Origin of the sequence: Brucella sp. IR068 (assembly GCF_049065885.1) — a bacterium.
Taxonomy (GTDB): domain Bacteria; phylum Pseudomonadota; class Alphaproteobacteria; order Rhizobiales; family Rhizobiaceae; genus Brucella; species Brucella intermedia.
On record NZ_JBAKHE010000004.1, the window covers coordinates 265886 to 281704 of the forward strand.

Here is a 15819-nt window from a genome sequence, read left to right on the forward strand (position 1 = left end):
GAAAGATCAGTTGGCGTGCGCGCCGATTTCCTTATCCCAGCGCTCGAGCAATTCCTTGCGCTTGGCCGGTTCGCCATATGTCTTGAAGTCATAATCAATGAGCTTGATGTCCTCGAAGCGCGGCGATTCCTTTGGCACTTCAGCCGACTTGTTCGACGGCAACTGGAAGGACTTCGCATCCTTCATGTGCGACTGCACTTCGGCGGTCAGCGCCCAGTCATACCACTTCTTGGCGTTCTCAAGATTCTTGGCACCCTTTATGATGGACATTGAGCCAATTTCATAACCAGTGCCTTCGCACGGTGCGACTGACTTGATCGGGAAGCCTTCCGCCGTCATCGAAACCGCATCGTGCATGAAGACGATGCCGATACCTGTCTCCCCTCGCGCCGCCGACTTGACCGGGGCCGAGCCTGATTTGGTGTACTGCGATACGTTCTCGTTGAGCTTCTTCAAATATTCATAGGCCTTGTCTTCGCCCATGATCTGCACGAGCGTAGCCAACGCCGTATAGGCCGTGCCTGAAGAGTTCGGGTTGGCCATCTGGATTTCGCCCTTGTAGGATGCGTCGAGCAAATCAGCCCAGCATTTCGGCTCTTTCAGGTTTTTCTTGGCCAGAATATCAGTATTGTAACCCCAACCGAGCGCACCGGCATAAACCCCGACCGTGCGGAATCCGGAGCTTTCGGCCTGCTTCTTGGCCCAATCATTCAGTTGCTCGAGCATCGGCGACTTATACTCAAGCGTCAGCCCTTCGGAAGCTGCCTGCAGGTGCGGATCGCCCGTGCCGGCCCACCAGATGTCGGTTTTCGGATTGCGCGCTTCGGCCCGTATCTTGGCGTAGGTTTCACCGGAAGAAAGCCGGACCATGTTGACCTTGATGCCGGTATCCTTCTCGAACATGTTCTTCATCTGCTCGCAGATGACCACATCCGCCGAACAAATGAGATTGAGATTGCCTGCGGCCTGCGCAGAAAAAGCAAATGAAGATACGCCCGCAGCGAGCGCAGCAACGAAAAATGCCGAACGCATTGTTTTCCTCCCTTTATGCGGCGCCTCCACGCCGACGCTTTTGCAAGCGTGTGCATAGTCTTTGCTTTTTATAAAAGCCTGTCAATGCCTTTGTAAATTTTATTCTGAAACCATAAAAAATAATCCAATAATTCTGTTTTAGAGCATTTCCAGCAAAAGTGTGAAACGGTTTTGGGATGGATAATGCGCTAAAACAAACACTTAGAGCGGTTCCGGCGATTCTGTTAGAACAGGAACCGCTCCAGGTTATCGGTGCACAGCCATGCAAGACCGACCGAAAAAGAAAAAGGCGGCCGCAGCCGCCTTTTTTGGGTCAGCCGATTGCCATCAGGCTGGCATTGCCACCCGCAGCCGTGGTGTTGATCGAGGTCGAAACTTCTTCCAGAAGCCAATTGAGGCAATAGGCGTCCGGGTTGTTTGCCAGTTCTTCCGAGGAAGCCGCCTGCGTCAGAACCAACGGCCCGGGGAGCGTCGCGATCTTCTTATTGATCTCCACGATGCGTTCAGCGTCGCCTTCAATCAGAGCACCGGCAAATGGCGCATCGGATTCCCAGTTATTGGTCCAGATCGTACGCGCTGCCACGGAAGCCGGAATATCTTTCAGAACATTCCGCAAGCCCGAAGTCTCGTCAATATAGACGGTATTACCCGTGGCAAGGGCAGCAGTCATCTGGCGATAAAGGCCTGTTTCCGTCTGCGGAACCAGCAGGATATTTCCACGCGCATGCAACGCATAAAGATTGCGCTCACCGACCGGGCCCGGCAATTCCAGATCAAGGCCGAGCGCCGAGGCGCTGCCGGTATCGCGGGCAGCTTGTGCCAGATCATTCATGCCACGATTGCCAAGCCACTTGGCAAAGTCCTTAAGCGCCGGATCGGTGTGAACCGAGCTGTGGCGCGGCGGGATCGGCGCTGCTTCCACCAAACGTCCAAGGTAGAGTGGGCCACCAGCCTTGGGTCCGGTGCCGGACAGGCCGCGCCCGCCGAAAGGCTGCACGCCGACAATGGCGCCGATAACATTGCGATTGATATAGATATTGCCGACACGGATACGATCCGCAACGTTGGCGATGGTTTCGTCAAGGCGTGTATGCAGGCCGAAAGTAAGCCCGTAACCCGTCGCGTTAATGTCGTCGATCAGACGCTCCATATCATCGCGCTTGTAGCGCACGACATGCAATACCGGGCCGAAGACTTCCCGTTTCAGATCGCGAAGCGAATTGATCTCGATGATGGTCGGCGCAACAAAAGTGCCCTTCTCGGTTTCAGCCCCAAGCGGCAGCTGTTCGACCTTGCGGCCGAGATCGCGCATAGCCTGAACGTGCTTTTCGATTATGGTCTTGGCTTCATCGGTGATGACCGGGCCAATATCGACGTTCAGCCGGTCGGTACGACCGATCGAAAGTTCCTTCAGTGCGCCCTTGAGCATGGTCAGGATGCGGTCAGCGACGTCTTCCTGGAGGCAGAGAACACGCAGCGCTGAACAACGCTGACCGGCGCTATCAAATGCCGATGCAATCACGTCGAAAACGACCTGCTCGGCGAGCGCAGAAGAATCCACGATCATTGCATTCTGACCGCCGGTTTCAGCAATGAGCGGAATAGGCTTTCCATTTGGCAACAGACAGGAGGCAAGCTGCGCCTGAATGAGACGCGCCACTTCGGTCGAGCCTGTGAACATCACGCCGCATGTTTCTTCGGCAGCAACCAACGCGGCCCCAATGCGGCCATCGCCCGGCAGAAGCTGCAGCGCATCAGCGGGAATGCCAGCCTCATGCAGGATACGAACGCCCTGTGCTGCAATAAGCGGGGTTTCTTCGGCAGGCTTTGCCAGCACCGGATTGCCGGCGACAAGCGCTGCCGCAATCTGGCCGGTGAAGATCGCCAGCGGAAAGTTCCACGGGCTGATGCAGACGATAGGCCCCAGCGCCTTATGGCCAACGCCCAGCGTACGCCGGGTCTGTTCCGCATAATAGCGCAGGAAGTCGATGGCTTCGCGTACTTCGGCAATCGCGTTTGGCATGGATTTGCCAGCTTCGCGCATGATGAGGCCCAGTAGAACCGGCATATCACGCTGCATGATGTCAGCGGCACGTTCCAGACAGGCTGCACGCTCAGCAGGCGCGACCACCGACCAGCTCGCCGTTGCCTTCTTTGCTGCCTTCATGGCCTTGGCTACGTCTGCCTCGGCAATCTCCGTCACCTGGCCTACAACATCGCTGTGATCGCCGGGATTGAGCACCGGACGGCTGGTTCCCTTCACCTTGGCGCCAGCAACCTGCGGCTCCGATGTCCATGCACGAGTGGCGCTGTCTTTCAGAATTTTGCTCAGTTCAGCAAGCGTAGTCTCGTTCGACAGATCGAAACCATCGGAATTCTTGCGCGCGCCATAGAGATTTTCCGGCAGGGCAATCTGATCATGGCGTGCCCCGACAACAGCCATGGAGCGAACGACTTCAACCGGATCGGCGATCAGCTCATCAACGGAAACATTTTCGTCACCGATACGGTTGACGAAGGAGGAATTCGCGCCGTTTTCAAGAAGGCGGCGGACGAGATAAGCCAGCAGCGTTTCATGCGTGCCGACAGGCGCATAAATGCGGGCCGGACGGCCAAGCTTGTCAGCGCCGACAACTTCATCATAAAGCGGCTCACCCATGCCATGCAGGCACTGGAACTCAAACTTGCCGGTTTTAAAATCCGGCCCAGCCAAATGATAGATGGTGGCCAGCGTCTGCGCATTGTGGGTTGCAAATTGCGGGAAAACGGCATCGGTCGCAGCCAGAAGCTTGCGGGCGCAGGCTATGTAGGAAACATCGGTATGTACCTTGCGCGTATAAACCGGGAAATCTTCCAGTCCATCCACCTGCGCACGCTTGATCTCGGCATCCCAGTAAGCGCCCTTGACCAGACGAACCATCACGCGGCGTTTGTTCTGCCGCGCCAGATCAATGATGAAATCGAGCACAAACGGACAACGCTTGCCATAGGCCTGCACCACAAAGCCGATGCCTTCCCAATCCGCCAACTCCGGGTCTTCGATGAGGCTCTGCAACAGATCGAGCGACAGTTCCAGACGGTCAGCTTCTTCGGCATCGATATTGAGGCCGATATTATAAGACTTGGCGATGACAGCGAGCGCCTTCACCTTGGGCAGAAGCTCTCCCATCACGCGGTCGCTCTGTGAGCGGACGTAACGCGGATGCAGAGCAGAAAGCTTGATGGAAATGCCGGGGCCCTCATAAATGCCCCGACCAGCCGATGCACGACCAATGGCGTGGATCGCGGTCTCGTAATCCTTGTAATAGCGCTCGGCGTCAGCAGCAGTCGTCGCGGCTTCACCCAGCATGTCGTAGGAATAGCGGAAACCGCGTTCTTCCAACGGCTTGGCGCGTTTCAACGCCTCGTCGATGGTTTCGCCGGTGACGAACTGTTCGCCCATCATGCGCATGGCCATGTCAACGCCACGGCGAATGACAGGCTCGCCGCAACGCGCGATCAGGCGCGTCAGAGCGGCTGACAGGCCGCGATCATTGACTGTATTCGTCAGCTTGCCGGTGACCACAAGGCCCCAGGTTGCCGCGTTGACGAAAAGCGAACGCCCGCCGCCGATATGGGACTTCCAGTCGCCATTGGAAATCTTGTCGCGGATCAGCGCGTCGCGCGTCGCCATGTCGGGGATACGCAGCAGCGCTTCGGCAAGGCACATCAGCGCCACGCCTTCCTGGCTCGACAGCGAATATTCATGCACCAGACCTTCGACGCCTGTGCCCTTGTGCTTGGCGCGCAACGCTTCGATCAGCTTGCGGGCCGTGGCACGGATCTGCTTGGCCGTTTCTTCCGGCAAAGCAGCCTGCGCAGCCAATGCGGAAACGCATTCGGCTTCAGGACGACGATAAGCGGCGGTGATCGCCTGCCTCATCGCGTTTTGCTCGCGGATCGGCGGCGCAAAAGTCTGGAAAACCGGATTGGTGGGGACGGGTATGGTGTCGGTCATGGTGCAATGCTCGCAAATGAAAACAGCCCCGAGCGTCTCTGCCCAGTTTAGCTCTGCTTTATGTGGGCGCACACTAACATTTGTCCAAATTGCATTCTGCCTTCATTTGCTTCATATGAAGGATTATCGATCTTATTATTGGCTCGAATGAAGGCAAAAAGAATGCGAAAGATAGATTCTTTAGACGATCTGGATCAGTTTGATCGACGCATTCTGGAAGTCCTGAGCGAAGATGGGCGCATTCCGGTGACCGAACTCTCGAAAAAGGTCGGCCTATCCAAGACCCCTTGCCAGGCGAGGCTGAAAAGACTGGTCGATGAAGGCTATATTGTCGGCTTCCGCGCGGAAATCGATCCCGAAAAACTTGGTCTCGATCACATCGCCTTCACGACAGTTAAATTGTCCGACACACGCGAAGCCGCACTTGAAGCATTCAACACGGCGGTGCGCAAAATACGCGAAGTCGAAGAATGCCACATGATTGCCAGCTCTTTCGACTATCTTCTGAAAGTGCGAACGCCCAACATCCGGCGTTACCGCGAGGTGCTGGGCGAAAAGATTTCGAGCTTGCCCAATGTGGCGAGCACATCCACTTTTGTGGTCATGGAGTCGGTCAAGGACAATCGTCCGGTCAGGGTCTATCCGGGCGCATTGTAATTTGGTTATAGCGGGTCACCTGCCAGATACCGCTCGAGCGTTTTAACAGTCCCATCCTGCCAGATGCGTAGAAGCGCGGACGAGAACGCCGTGACATAGGCTGAATTTGAGGCAAGCGAGCCAAAGATGTCTTCCATTGCAAGCCAGGCCGACGGATTACTTTTCGCGAGTGCCGCCTGTCGAGCCAGGCGATCCCACGACGGATCGTTAGGTTCGATGATCGCGCCGCTATCGGTTCTGCCATAGCAATAGCGGCACCAGAATGCGGAAACGAGCGCCAATCCTGTCACAGACTTGCCTTCAGCCACTCGATCAGAAGCTGTTGGCAGAATGAATTTCGGCTGGCGGTTGGAACCGTCGAGGCATAGCCTGCGAATTGTATCGCCGATGCTTGGATTGGCGAAGCGCTTGTCAATGAGAAGCCGATAGGCCTCCAGATCGGTATCAGGCACCGGCGGCACTTCAGGGATGATCTCTTCCGTGGTGAGCTTTTCCAGATAGCGCCGGATCAACGGGTGCTCCATGGCCTCATGCACGAAATGTATGTCGAGCAAACCGCCCGGATAAGCGATAGCCGCATGGCCGCCGTTCAGAATACGGATCTTCATCAATTCATAAGCGGCGACCTGATCGGTAAACGTGACGCCAACCTTCTCCAGCGCGGGACGTCCAGCAGGAAAATTGTCTTCCACCACCCATTGCTTGAAACCTTCACAGAAGACTGGCCAGCCATCTTCGATCCCGAACTCCTTCGCTGCGAACTCGCGTTCACGCGCGCCGGTGGCCGGCGTAATGCGGTCCACCATGGAATTTGGAAAAGCGACATGGGCTGAAATCCAATCGGCAAAGGCGGGATCATCCAGTTTCGCGAGACCGACGACAGCATCTTCGGTCACATGCCCATTGCCCGGAATGTTATCACACGACATCACGGTGAAGGGCTGCACACCAGCCGCCTTACGCAATTTCAGCGCCTGCACAATCAGACCGAAGACGGTGTTCGGTTGATTTGGATGGGCGGCATCCGCCACAATATCGGGGTGGGCAGGATCAAAGGTCTGACTTGCCGGATCGATGTAATAACCACCTTCGGTGATCGTCATGGAAACGATGCGAGTATCAGGTGATGTAAGGTAGGCCATCAAAGCCTTTCGCCCCTCCTCTGTCGATAGGGTTACATAATCGACCATGGAAGCGGTAATCCTTGCCCCCGCATAATCAGCTTCTTGTTCGACAACTGTGGTAAGCCAGTCTTGCGCCATGAGCGTATCACGCATGGCGTCGTCACTGCCACGCACCCCGGCCCCGACCAACGCCCAGTCGTACCCCTCGCCCATTCCAAACAGATCATCCAGGTAGACAGCCTGATGGGCACGGTGAAAATTCCCCACACCGAAATGCACGATGCCCGGTTTCAAACAAGTTGGGTCGTAGCCGGGTTTATGGACATTATCAAAGCCCTGAAGCGTTACGCGGGACAGCTTTGTCATGACGATTTCCTTCAATTCAATCGGGTACGAACTGGACTTTCATCGTGGCTGGATCACCGCCATGTTTGGTGAAGTGAGGCAGCATCTCCCTAAGGGGCAGCTGGTGCGATACAAGGCGTGCCATTTCGCCTTGGTCCTGCTTCAGGATTTCCAGGGCCTGCGGAATGTTGCGATTGAGCGAATGTGACCCTGCAATTCGAATCTGACGGCGGAAGATTTCAAAAGGCGCGACCGAAATCCGGGCCTCCGGTGCACAAACGCCAAACATCAGAACCGTCCCGCCATCAGCCGCGTAGCTCACCATGCTTTCAACGACCTGGGTAATACCGGTGGCATCCGCGACAAAATCAAAGCTGCGTTTAGGCTTATCCAGCATTTCCGAGCCCGAAACGACTGGCTCAAGCCCCAGGCCCTCCGCAAATGCCAGCCGGTGTTCGTTGATATCGGCTACAGCAACGTGCTTTACACCTCGTGCCTTCAGCGACAACGCAAGCAACAATCCTATAGGCCCGGCACCGAAGACGAGCGCGGTTTCGGTTCCGTATGGACCAGTCTTGAGATCTGCTGCGCCAAGTCCGTTGAGGACACAGGCAAGCGGTTCCGCGAGGGCCGCTACATTGAAAGGCAGATCCCCGATGGAATGGAGATGGCTTGCCTCGACAAGACTCATACTCGCAAAGCCACCATTGTGCGTTACGCCATAAGCTTTCAAATCCGAACAGAGATTGGTCAGCCCCTTGAGGCAGGCACGGCAATAACCGCATGGAATATTCGGATCGACCGCAACGCGGTCGCCCACCTTCACATTGGTTACGTCTTCTGCCACGGCGACCACAATGCCCGCATATTCGTGACCCGGCACCAACGGAAATGCGCTGGAACCGTAGCGGCCATGCAGGACATCAATGTCGGTATGACAGAGACCTGACGCCTTGACGTCGATCAAGGCGTGCCCAGGCTGCAATGCCGGTTCCGGTAAGTCGGTCAGGCCTGCTTCGCCGTGGCCGGTAAAATAGATCGCTTTCATTTTATGTCTCGGCCCCACCGCCTCATGCCATCCAGTTGCCGCCATCAACACCGAAAGTCTGGGCTAAGATATAGTCGCTGTCAGATGACGCGAGGAACACCGCCATGCCAGTAATATCTTCAGGCGTCGCAAACCGACCGATCGGCACAGATTTTGCCACCGCAGCCTTTTTCTCACCCGGTTTCAAACCTTCCCATTTCGCAAAGTTCGCATCCACCACATCCCAGTGCTCGCCATCGACCACGCCGGGGGCAATCGCATTCACGTTGATACCGTATTTGACCAGAGCAAGAGCGGCCGACTGCGTAGCGGAAATGATGGCCGCCTTCGATGCGCAATAGAGCGTCACGAGCGCCTCGCCGCGACGCCCTGCCTGGCTGGCCATATTGATGATCTTGCCGCCGCGTCCGCGCTTGATCATCACATTTGAAACCGCTTTCATCATGAAAAGCGGTCCCTTGAGGTTGATACCCAACACACGCTCGTAGCTGTCTTCGGTCAATTCGTTGACGGGAGCCATGTCGAAGATCGCGGCATTGTTGACCAGAATATCGATACCGCCATAATCCGCGTCGATTTTCGCGACCACATCGTCGATCTGGCGAAGGTCAGTCACATCAAGCTTTACCGCCTTGACCGATGTACCGATACTGCGCGCGGCTTCTTCCGCCCGGTCAATGTTGATGTCGGCGATGACGACCTTCGCGCCCTCGCGCGCGTAGGCTTCGGCAAATCCAAGCCCAATACCGCGCGCCGCACCAGTGATGAGGGCCACCTTGTCTTTCAGTCTCATGGGGATACTCCGGGATATTGCAGCCTGCTCCTACAGGTGCGTTTTCTTTTCCGTCAGCAATAATGGATGCCGTTCAAAGCGCTCCAGAGCCTTGCCGTCAGGTGTAAACAAATGCGCATCGGTCGGGTCAAAACCCAGCTTGGCCGTTTCGTGTGCACGTGCCTCGCTGCCCCCGCCTGCCTCCGCAACAACCAGTCCGGTTGCGCTTTCATTTTGTACATAGAGATAAGTCTCACCGCCAAGGCGTTCTACAACCATGATCTCTCCCTCGAGAATACCATCAGAGGTCGGGTGAAGATGTTCCGGACGAATGCCGAGAACCAAGGGCGCACCCGCGTTTACTCCTACGCCTTTGACGGGCGCTTTGACCGAACGGCCATTGGCGAGTTGGACTGTGACCCCATCGGCATCGACTATGCTGGCGTTGACTTCGATGAAGTTCATGGTCGGTGAACCGATAAAGCCGGCCACAAACCGATTGACCGGATGGTGGTAAAGCTCCAGCGGCGATCCCACCTGCTCCACCTTGCCATCACGGAGAACCACGATCTTGTGCGCAAGCGTCATGGCTTCCACCTGATCGTGCGTGACATAGATCATTGTTGCATTGAGGCGGTCGTGCAGACGCGCCAACTCGATACGCATCTGCACGCGCAGCGCTGCATCGAGATTGGACAGCGGCTCGTCGAACAGGAATATCTTCGGTTCGCGCACCATCGCGCGTCCGATGGCAACGCGCTGGCGCTGCCCCCCCGAAAGCTGTTTCGGCTTGCGGTCGAGCAACTGATCGAGTTGCAGCGTTTTTGCAACTTCTTCAACCTTGCTCTCACGTTCAGCCTTGGCGACACCGGCGAGTTTCAGCGCAAAACCCATATTGTCGCGAACGTTCATATGCGGGTAGAGCGCATAGGTCTGGAAAACCATGGCAAGACCGCGCTCGTCCGGCGGCGTATCGTTGATACGCTGCCCGTCAATGGTGAGATCACCTCCAGTAATTTCCTCGAGCCCGGCGATCATGCGCAGAAGCGTTGACTTGCCCGAACCGGACGGCCCAACGAAAACCACAAATTCACGGTCGGCAATATCCAGATCGACCCCTTTGATAACATCAATATTGCCGAAGGACTTGGTGGCGTTTTTAAATGAAAGTGTAGCCATTTCATTTCCTCTATTTCACGGCGCCGAAGGTGAGGCCGCGCACCAACTGGCGCTGCGTGATCCACCCGAAGACAAGTATCGGCGCGATGGCGAGCGTGGACGCTGCCGAGAGTTTTGCCCAGAACAATCCTTCCGGGGATGAGAAGGAGGCGATGAAGGCGGTGAGCGGGCCCGCTTGCGAAGCCGTAAGGTTGAGGCTCCAGAACGCTTCGTTCCAGCATAGAATGATGGAAAGAAGCGCGGTCGACGCTATACCCGGAAGGCTTAGTGGTAAAAGCAGATAGCGTATCTGCTGGCCGACTTTCGCCCCGTCCATGCGGCTTGCTTCCAGGATTTCTCCCGGCACTTCCTTGAAAAAGGAATAGAGCATCCAGACGACAATCGGCAGATTGGACAGGGTGAAGATGATGATAAGGCCCGTGCGCGTATCGAGAAGTCCGCTATCACGCGCGAGAAGATAGATTGGCACCAATACGCCGACGGCGGGCAGCATCTTGGTGGAAAGCATCCACAAGAGAAGGTCTTTAGTGCGCTTGCCGGGGAAGAATGCCGCGGCATAAGCGGCTGGCACCGCGATAATAAGCGAGAGAATGGTCGCACCAAGACTTTCAACGATGCTGTTCATGGCATAGCGGAAATAATCGGCTCGCTGATTGACCGCTACGAAATTCTCCAGTGTCGGCTCAAAGAATAGTCTTGGGGGCGCCACCGCGTCGATTTCCGTCTTGAATGCAGCGAGCAGCATCCAGAGAATCGGGAAGAACATCAGTAGCGCCACAATCCAGCCGATAACCCCAGCCGAGACCGCGGCCTTGTTGATCCTGCGTTTTGCAGCCATCGGTCAGCCCCCTAACTATCCAGATTTCGTGCAACGGTCCGGATCAGGAACGCTGCAACGATGTTGGCCAGGATGATTGCGATAACGCCAGCTGCGGAAGCGCCGCCGATATCCCACTGAAGAAGTGCTTTAAGATAGATGAAATAGGTAAGCGTCGTTGTGGCGATACCCGGCCCCCCTGAAGTGGTGACGAGAATTTCCGCGAAGACTGAAAGAAGGAAAATCGTCTGGATCATTATGACGACCGAAATCGGGCGCAGCAGGTGCGGCAACACGATGTAAAAAAACATGACCGGCCCCTTGGCACCGTCAAGTCGCGCGGCCTCCATCTGTTCCCGATCAAGGGACTGCATTGCCGTCATCAGGATCAGCGTCGCAAACGGCACCCATTGCCAGGACACGATCAAGACGATGGATGCCATTGGAAACTGTGAAAACCAGTCGATGACCGGCAATCCGAAACTGCGCGAGATGAAGGCGAACAGCCCATTCACCGGATGCATCAACAGGTTTTTCCAGATGAGCGCCGACACGGTCGGCATAACGAAGAACGGTGCGATGACCAGAAGCCTCGCTATGTTTTTTCCCCAGAATTCCTGATCGAAGATGACGGCGAAGAGTACGCCGCAAACGACAGATATCACCAGAACAGAAACAACGAGAATAAGCGTCTTGGCGATCGCCGACCAAAGCGTGGGATCGGACAGCAGGAAGGAATAGTTCGAGAAACCGGCAAAGCCGGTAATGAACGGGTTGATAAGATTGTAGTACTGGAACGAGAACCACAGTGTCATCGACAGCGGGACGATCATCCAGAGCAGAAGCAGTATGACTGCCGGAGCGAGCAGTGGTCCCGTGCGGACACTGCGACGCGACTTGACGGCAAAGCGTGACTTTGTGCCTGCGGCCAACGTTTGGTTTGCTGGCATTCGAACCAATCCTCCCCTTCCCGTTTCGGATTCGCCACGGCGAACGTCTACGAAAATCAGACCAGTCGTTTCTCCTCCTACCGAAGACGACAGGCCGCTAGAGCATCTCCAGCAAAAGCATGAACGATTTTGCGTACGGGAAATGCGCAAAGCAAACAGTCAGAGCGGTTCCAACGGATAACGTCAGAACCGCTCTTTTGGCCGTTACTTGATGTAACCCGCTTGCGTCATGATCTGTTCGACCTGACGCTGCGCGCCATCGAGCGCTGCATCCACGCTCTGCTGACCGGCGACAGCCGACGAAATCGCCTGACCAACCAATGTCCCGATTGCCTGAAATTCAGGAATGGCTACGAACTGGATGCCGGTATAGGGAACCGGGTCCTTGGTCGGCTTGGTCGGATCGGCAGATTCGATAGCTTTCAGTACTGTGTCCGCAAACGGAGCTGCCTTCTTGTATTCCTCATTGGCATAGGTGGACTGGCGCGTGCCCGGAGGAACGGCAACCCAACCTTCGGACTTGCCTACGAGCTCAACGTACTCTTTCGACGTCGCCCATTTCAGGAACGATTTTGCAGCATCGACCTTCTTGCTCGATGCCGGAATTGCAAGGTTCCAGGACCAAGCCCAGGACGAACCATTCGGCGTTGCCTCTACCGGTGCCTTGGTGAAGGCAACCTTGTCCGCAACCTGGCTCTGCTTAGGATCATAAATCCGGCCTGCCGCCGAAGTGGCGTCAATCCACATGGCGCAATGGCCAGTCGAGAAAAGCGCCTGATTTTCATTGAAACCGTTCGAGGTAATTCCGGGAGGTCCAGCTTCCTTCATCAGGTCGACATAGAAGTTGATTGCCTTCTTCCATTCGTCTGAATTGATCTGTGGCTTCCAGTTTTCATCGAACCATCGGCCTCCGAAAGTGTTGATCAGCGTACCGAGATAGGCCATGTTTTCGCCCCAGCCCGGCTTTCCGCGCAGGCAGAGACCATATTGTTCTTTCGACTTGTCAGTAAGCTTGGTCGCGAAGTCTTTTATTTCCGCATAGGTTGGCGCATCGGGCATCTTGAGCCCAGCCGCATCGAACAGGTCCTTGCGGTATAGCGTAAACGAACTTTCGGCGTAGAACGGAACCGCGTAGAGCTTGCCATCAACCGTCAGACCGGCGCGAACCGGCTTGATGAGATCGTCATAACCGTAATCCTCGCCAAGATCGTCGACCGATAGGAGCCATCCCGCCTTGCCCCAGATCGGGGTTTCGTAGCCGCCAATGGTCAGGATATCGAACTGGCCGCTCTTGGTAGCAATATCGGTCGTCACGCGCTGACGCAGCACGTTTTCCTCAAGAACAACCCAGTTGATTTTATTGCCGGTCGCTTTCTCCCACTCCGGCGACAGTTTCTGCATGATGATCATATCACCATTATTGACTGTGGCCACGGTGAGCTCTTCCGCCCACGCAGTTCCAGCCATAAGTGCGACCCCTGCAGCAGACGCGATAAGCCCTGCAACATAAGATTTGGTCCGCATTTCGTCTCCTCCTTTACGAATGCATAGCAAAATTCTTACATATGTAAAATTTATGGCGCGAGCTTTCACGCCTTGTCAAGCACGGTTTTCAATTTTGCGTTGTGAGGAGAAACGACCGCGGTGTGAAGAGGGGGCTAAGGCTGAAAAAGCGGACATTTCACCTACCAAATTCACGAGTTACTGTTTTAGCATACTGGAATAGCCATGGCATCATTCTCGGCAAAGACATTTGTCGGCTTGACGTTTTGCCCTGCCTTTGACAGTTTGACCGGATATCGCCTGAGCGAGAATGAAGGCGAACAGAGCTGGAGGAACATCCTGAAATCGTTGATGAAGCAGCAATCAGGATCAGATTCTGTCCTGAGAAATCAGCGCGTTCCATTTGCATTGCCGCTTCGCCAAAAGCAGCCTTGCCGCATGCAGCCAAACCTACGACGATTGACGAACAGGACATAGAGACGTGCGCAAGACGATACGCACCATGGAAGATTTTTCGGAATTCGTAGGGCTTTCGCGTCCGACGGTGTCGAAATACTTCAGCGATCCATCGTCCGTTCGACCCAAGACCCGGGAGCTGATAGAAGCGGCAATCAAACAATCGGGTTTTCGTCCCAATCTTTTCGCAGTGAACCTCAATCGGCGTCGCACGACAATTCTGGGTATAATCATCCCCAACCAGCTCGACCATTTCTACATGGCGATGACAAAACGGTTGCAATCCCTCGCGGAACAACGCGGCTATCTGGCAATTGTTCTCTCTTCCGATGGCAAGCCCGAACTTGAGAAGCAGGCGATCGAAACCTTGCGATCTCTGAATGTCGCCGGCGCCATTATTGCGCCGCTCGGTGAAGCATCGCAGCATTCAACGTTGGCGCGCCTCGCCGAAGATGTTCCGATTGTATATGTCGACTCTCCGCTCGACAGCACCTCACCCTTTGTTGGGACCGATAATCTCAAATCCTTCCACCTAATTGTCGATTACCTTTGCCGCTCGGGCAGCGAGCCGTGTTATTTTTCCATGCCCATGGTCAATAATAATGCTGTCAAGCGGCAGGAAGCCTATCGTCTGGCAATGGAAAAGCTCGGTTATGAGCCGCGCATCATCGATCTGGAGGAAAGCCGCAGCTGGGATTTCGAACGTTATGCATTCGAGCAGACCGCAAGAATTCTGCGCGAAAAGGGCAGACTTCCGACCAGCACCGTTCTGTGCTCAAACGACCGCATCGCCTTCGGCGTAACTAGCGGCCTCTGGCAGGCCGGCCTTAAAATCGGCAGGCTCAAGGATTGTGACGTTCGCGTCGCGGGTCACGATAACAATCCGCTGTCGGAATATACCTGCCCTCCACTCACAACGGTGGCTCAGGACTATAACGAGATCGGACGTCTGGCGATTGAACTCTTGTTTCGGACGCTGGGCGAAACAACAGATGACCGGCTGGAACTGCCGGAAACCCAGCGCGTCCTGCTGAATGCAGAAATCAAGCTGCGCATGAGCGCATGAAATGGCGGGTTACCCCGCCATTTCAATTCTCTATTCTCAATTCAGGCCGAGCGTGCCGCGCAGGGTGGAGAGATCTTCGGCAAGCGTTGTTACCGGACCAGCCAACGCCTTCCGATCATCTTCCGACAGCTTGTCGTAGGACTCGTAGCCGTCGCCCTTCTTGTACTTGGCGAGAATGTCATCGACCGTCTTGAAGTTGATTTCCACCTTCTTCACGAGGTCCGGATTTTCCTTTTCCAGCAATGGCTTGAAAAGCTCGACAATCTTTTGGGCACCGTCGACATTGGCCTTGAAATCCCAGAGGTCGGTGTGACTGTAACGATCCTCCTCACCGGAGATCTTGGTTGCCGCCACTTCTTCGAGCAAGGCAGCAGCACCGCCAACCACCTTCTCTGGCGGCACGGTGAGGTCTTTCACCCGCTTCTGAAGTTCCAGCACATCAGCATAGAGCTTGTCTGCAATGGGCGCGAGATCTTCGGTCGAATTCTGCGCGAACAGGCCGTATTCGATACGGTGGAATCCGGTGAAGTCTTCCGACTTCTCACCATTTTCATGGTCATCCGCACGACTGTCGATCGAAGCGTCGAGATCAGCGAAGAGTTCGGCAATCGGTTCGATCTTTTCGTAGGAGACACGGGTGGAGGGATAAAGCGCCTTAGCCTTTTCCAGATCGCCTGCCTTGACCGCATCGGTAAACGCCTTGGTGTCCTTGACCAGAACGTCGAGGTTTTCCTGCACATAGACCTTGTAATCAGCGATCGGCTGAACGAGGTCCAGCGGTGAAACTTCGGCCTTCGCAGCGCCGAAGCTGAGCGTAAGGGCAACGGCACATGCCGATGCAAGCAATGGCAGACGATACTTCATATTTTGCCT

Annotated in this window: 12 protein-coding genes; 2 read left to right on the forward strand and 10 right to left on the reverse strand. The window is 55.4% G+C overall.

The features are described from left to right. Positions 1-6 precede the first annotated feature (6 nt). Both ACOWVS_RS09055 and putA read right to left on the reverse strand, forming a co-directional pair. Entirely contained in the window at positions 7-1032 is a 1026-nt protein-coding gene (locus ACOWVS_RS09055; RefSeq protein ID WP_006471543.1) for an ABC transporter substrate-binding protein, read from the reverse strand. Between the two features lie 313 nt (positions 1033-1345). Continuing rightward, positions 1346-5029, reverse strand: a complete 3684-nt coding sequence (gene putA / locus ACOWVS_RS09060) for a trifunctional transcriptional regulator/proline dehydrogenase/L-glutamate gamma-semialdehyde dehydrogenase (RefSeq protein ID WP_075041856.1) — start codon at positions 5027-5029, stop codon at positions 1346-1348. 162 nt (positions 5030-5191) lie between these two features. Here putA and ACOWVS_RS09065 point away from each other — a divergent pair, with 162 nt between their 5' ends. After that, entirely contained in the window at positions 5192-5686 is a 495-nt protein-coding gene (locus ACOWVS_RS09065) for an Lrp/AsnC family transcriptional regulator (RefSeq protein WP_006471541.1), read from the forward strand. Between the two features lie 5 nt (positions 5687-5691). Here ACOWVS_RS09065 and ACOWVS_RS09070 read toward each other — a convergent pair whose 3' ends face one another. The 7 genes from ACOWVS_RS09070 to ACOWVS_RS09100 form a co-directional block, all read right to left on the reverse strand. After that, entirely contained in the window at positions 5692-7176 is a 1485-nt protein-coding gene (locus ACOWVS_RS09070; RefSeq protein ID WP_006471540.1) for a mannitol dehydrogenase family protein, read from the reverse strand. A gap of 16 nt (positions 7177-7192) precedes the next feature. Next, the gene (locus ACOWVS_RS09075) at positions 7193-8203 is read right to left on the reverse strand and encodes a zinc-dependent alcohol dehydrogenase family protein (protein WP_006471538.1); all 1011 of its coding nucleotides are present in this window, start codon (positions 8201-8203) and stop codon (positions 7193-7195) included. A 22-nt stretch (positions 8204-8225) separates the two neighbouring features. Further along, positions 8226-8996: an L-iditol 2-dehydrogenase gene (locus ACOWVS_RS09080; protein ID WP_006469111.1), complete on the reverse strand. Its 771-nt coding sequence runs from the start codon at positions 8994-8996 to the stop codon at positions 8226-8228. 30 nt (positions 8997-9026) lie between these two features. Next, positions 9027-10154 (reverse strand): ABC transporter ATP-binding protein, encoded by a 1128-nt coding sequence (locus ACOWVS_RS09085; protein ID WP_006469112.1) that lies wholly within the window; start codon positions 10152-10154, stop codon positions 9027-9029. Positions 10155-10164: 10 nt separating this feature from the next. Next, entirely contained in the window at positions 10165-10992 is an 828-nt protein-coding gene (locus ACOWVS_RS09090; protein WP_006469113.1) for a carbohydrate ABC transporter permease, read from the reverse strand. A gap of 11 nt (positions 10993-11003) precedes the next feature. Next, positions 11004-11921, reverse strand: coding sequence for a carbohydrate ABC transporter permease (locus tag ACOWVS_RS09095; RefSeq protein ID WP_021587282.1), 918 nt, complete (start codon positions 11919-11921; stop codon positions 11004-11006). Positions 11922-12125: 204 nt separating this feature from the next. After that, on the reverse strand, positions 12126-13445 hold the full coding sequence (locus ACOWVS_RS09100; protein ID WP_063621096.1) for an ABC transporter substrate-binding protein: 1320 nt from the start codon (positions 13443-13445) through the stop codon (positions 12126-12128). 481 nt (positions 13446-13926) lie between these two features. Between ACOWVS_RS09100 and ACOWVS_RS09105 the strand changes: the two genes are divergently transcribed. Then, complete coding sequence (locus ACOWVS_RS09105) at positions 13927-14946, forward strand: LacI family DNA-binding transcriptional regulator (RefSeq protein ID WP_006471994.1); 1020 nt, start codon at positions 13927-13929, stop codon at positions 14944-14946. A gap of 36 nt (positions 14947-14982) precedes the next feature. On the opposite strand, the gene efeO is transcribed toward ACOWVS_RS09105, so the two are convergent. After that, a complete protein-coding gene (efeO, locus tag ACOWVS_RS09110) occupies positions 14983-15810 on the reverse strand; it encodes an iron uptake system protein EfeO (protein WP_006471993.1) in 828 nt (275 codons plus the stop codon). Positions 15811-15819 lie beyond the last annotated feature (9 nt).

Bases quoted from the DNA above. Each gene is read 5' to 3' on its own strand.
- efeO (WP_006471993.1), bottom strand. From the start codon at position 15,810: ATGAAGTATCGTCTGCCATTGCTTGCATCGGCATGTGCCGTTGCCCTT.
- ACOWVS_RS09075 (WP_006471538.1), bottom strand. From the start codon at position 8,203: ATGAAAGCGATCTATTTTACCGGCCACGGCGAAGCAGGCCTGACCGAC.
- ACOWVS_RS09100 (WP_063621096.1), bottom strand. From the start codon at position 13,445: ATGCGGACCAAATCTTATGTTGCAGGGCTTATCGCGTCTGCTGCAGGG.
- ACOWVS_RS09095 (WP_021587282.1), bottom strand. From the start codon at position 11,921: ATGCCAGCAAACCAAACGTTGGCCGCAGGCACAAAGTCACGCTTTGCC.
- putA (WP_075041856.1), bottom strand. From the start codon at position 5,029: ATGACCGACACCATACCCGTCCCCACCAATCCGGTTTTCCAGACTTTT.
- ACOWVS_RS09065 (WP_006471541.1), top strand. From the start codon at position 5,192: ATGCGAAAGATAGATTCTTTAGACGATCTGGATCAGTTTGATCGACGC.
- ACOWVS_RS09070 (WP_006471540.1), bottom strand. From the start codon at position 7,176: ATGACAAAGCTGTCCCGCGTAACGCTTCAGGGCTTTGATAATGTCCAT.
- ACOWVS_RS09085 (WP_006469112.1), bottom strand. From the start codon at position 10,154: ATGGCTACACTTTCATTTAAAAACGCCACCAAGTCCTTCGGCAATATT.
- ACOWVS_RS09055 (WP_006471543.1), bottom strand. From the start codon at position 1,032: ATGCGTTCGGCATTTTTCGTTGCTGCGCTCGCTGCGGGCGTATCTTCA.
- ACOWVS_RS09080 (WP_006469111.1), bottom strand. From the start codon at position 8,996: ATGAGACTGAAAGACAAGGTGGCCCTCATCACTGGTGCGGCGCGCGGT.
- ACOWVS_RS09105 (WP_006471994.1), top strand. From the start codon at position 13,927: ATGGAAGATTTTTCGGAATTCGTAGGGCTTTCGCGTCCGACGGTGTCG.
- ACOWVS_RS09090 (WP_006469113.1), bottom strand. From the start codon at position 10,992: ATGGCTGCAAAACGCAGGATCAACAAGGCCGCGGTCTCGGCTGGGGTT.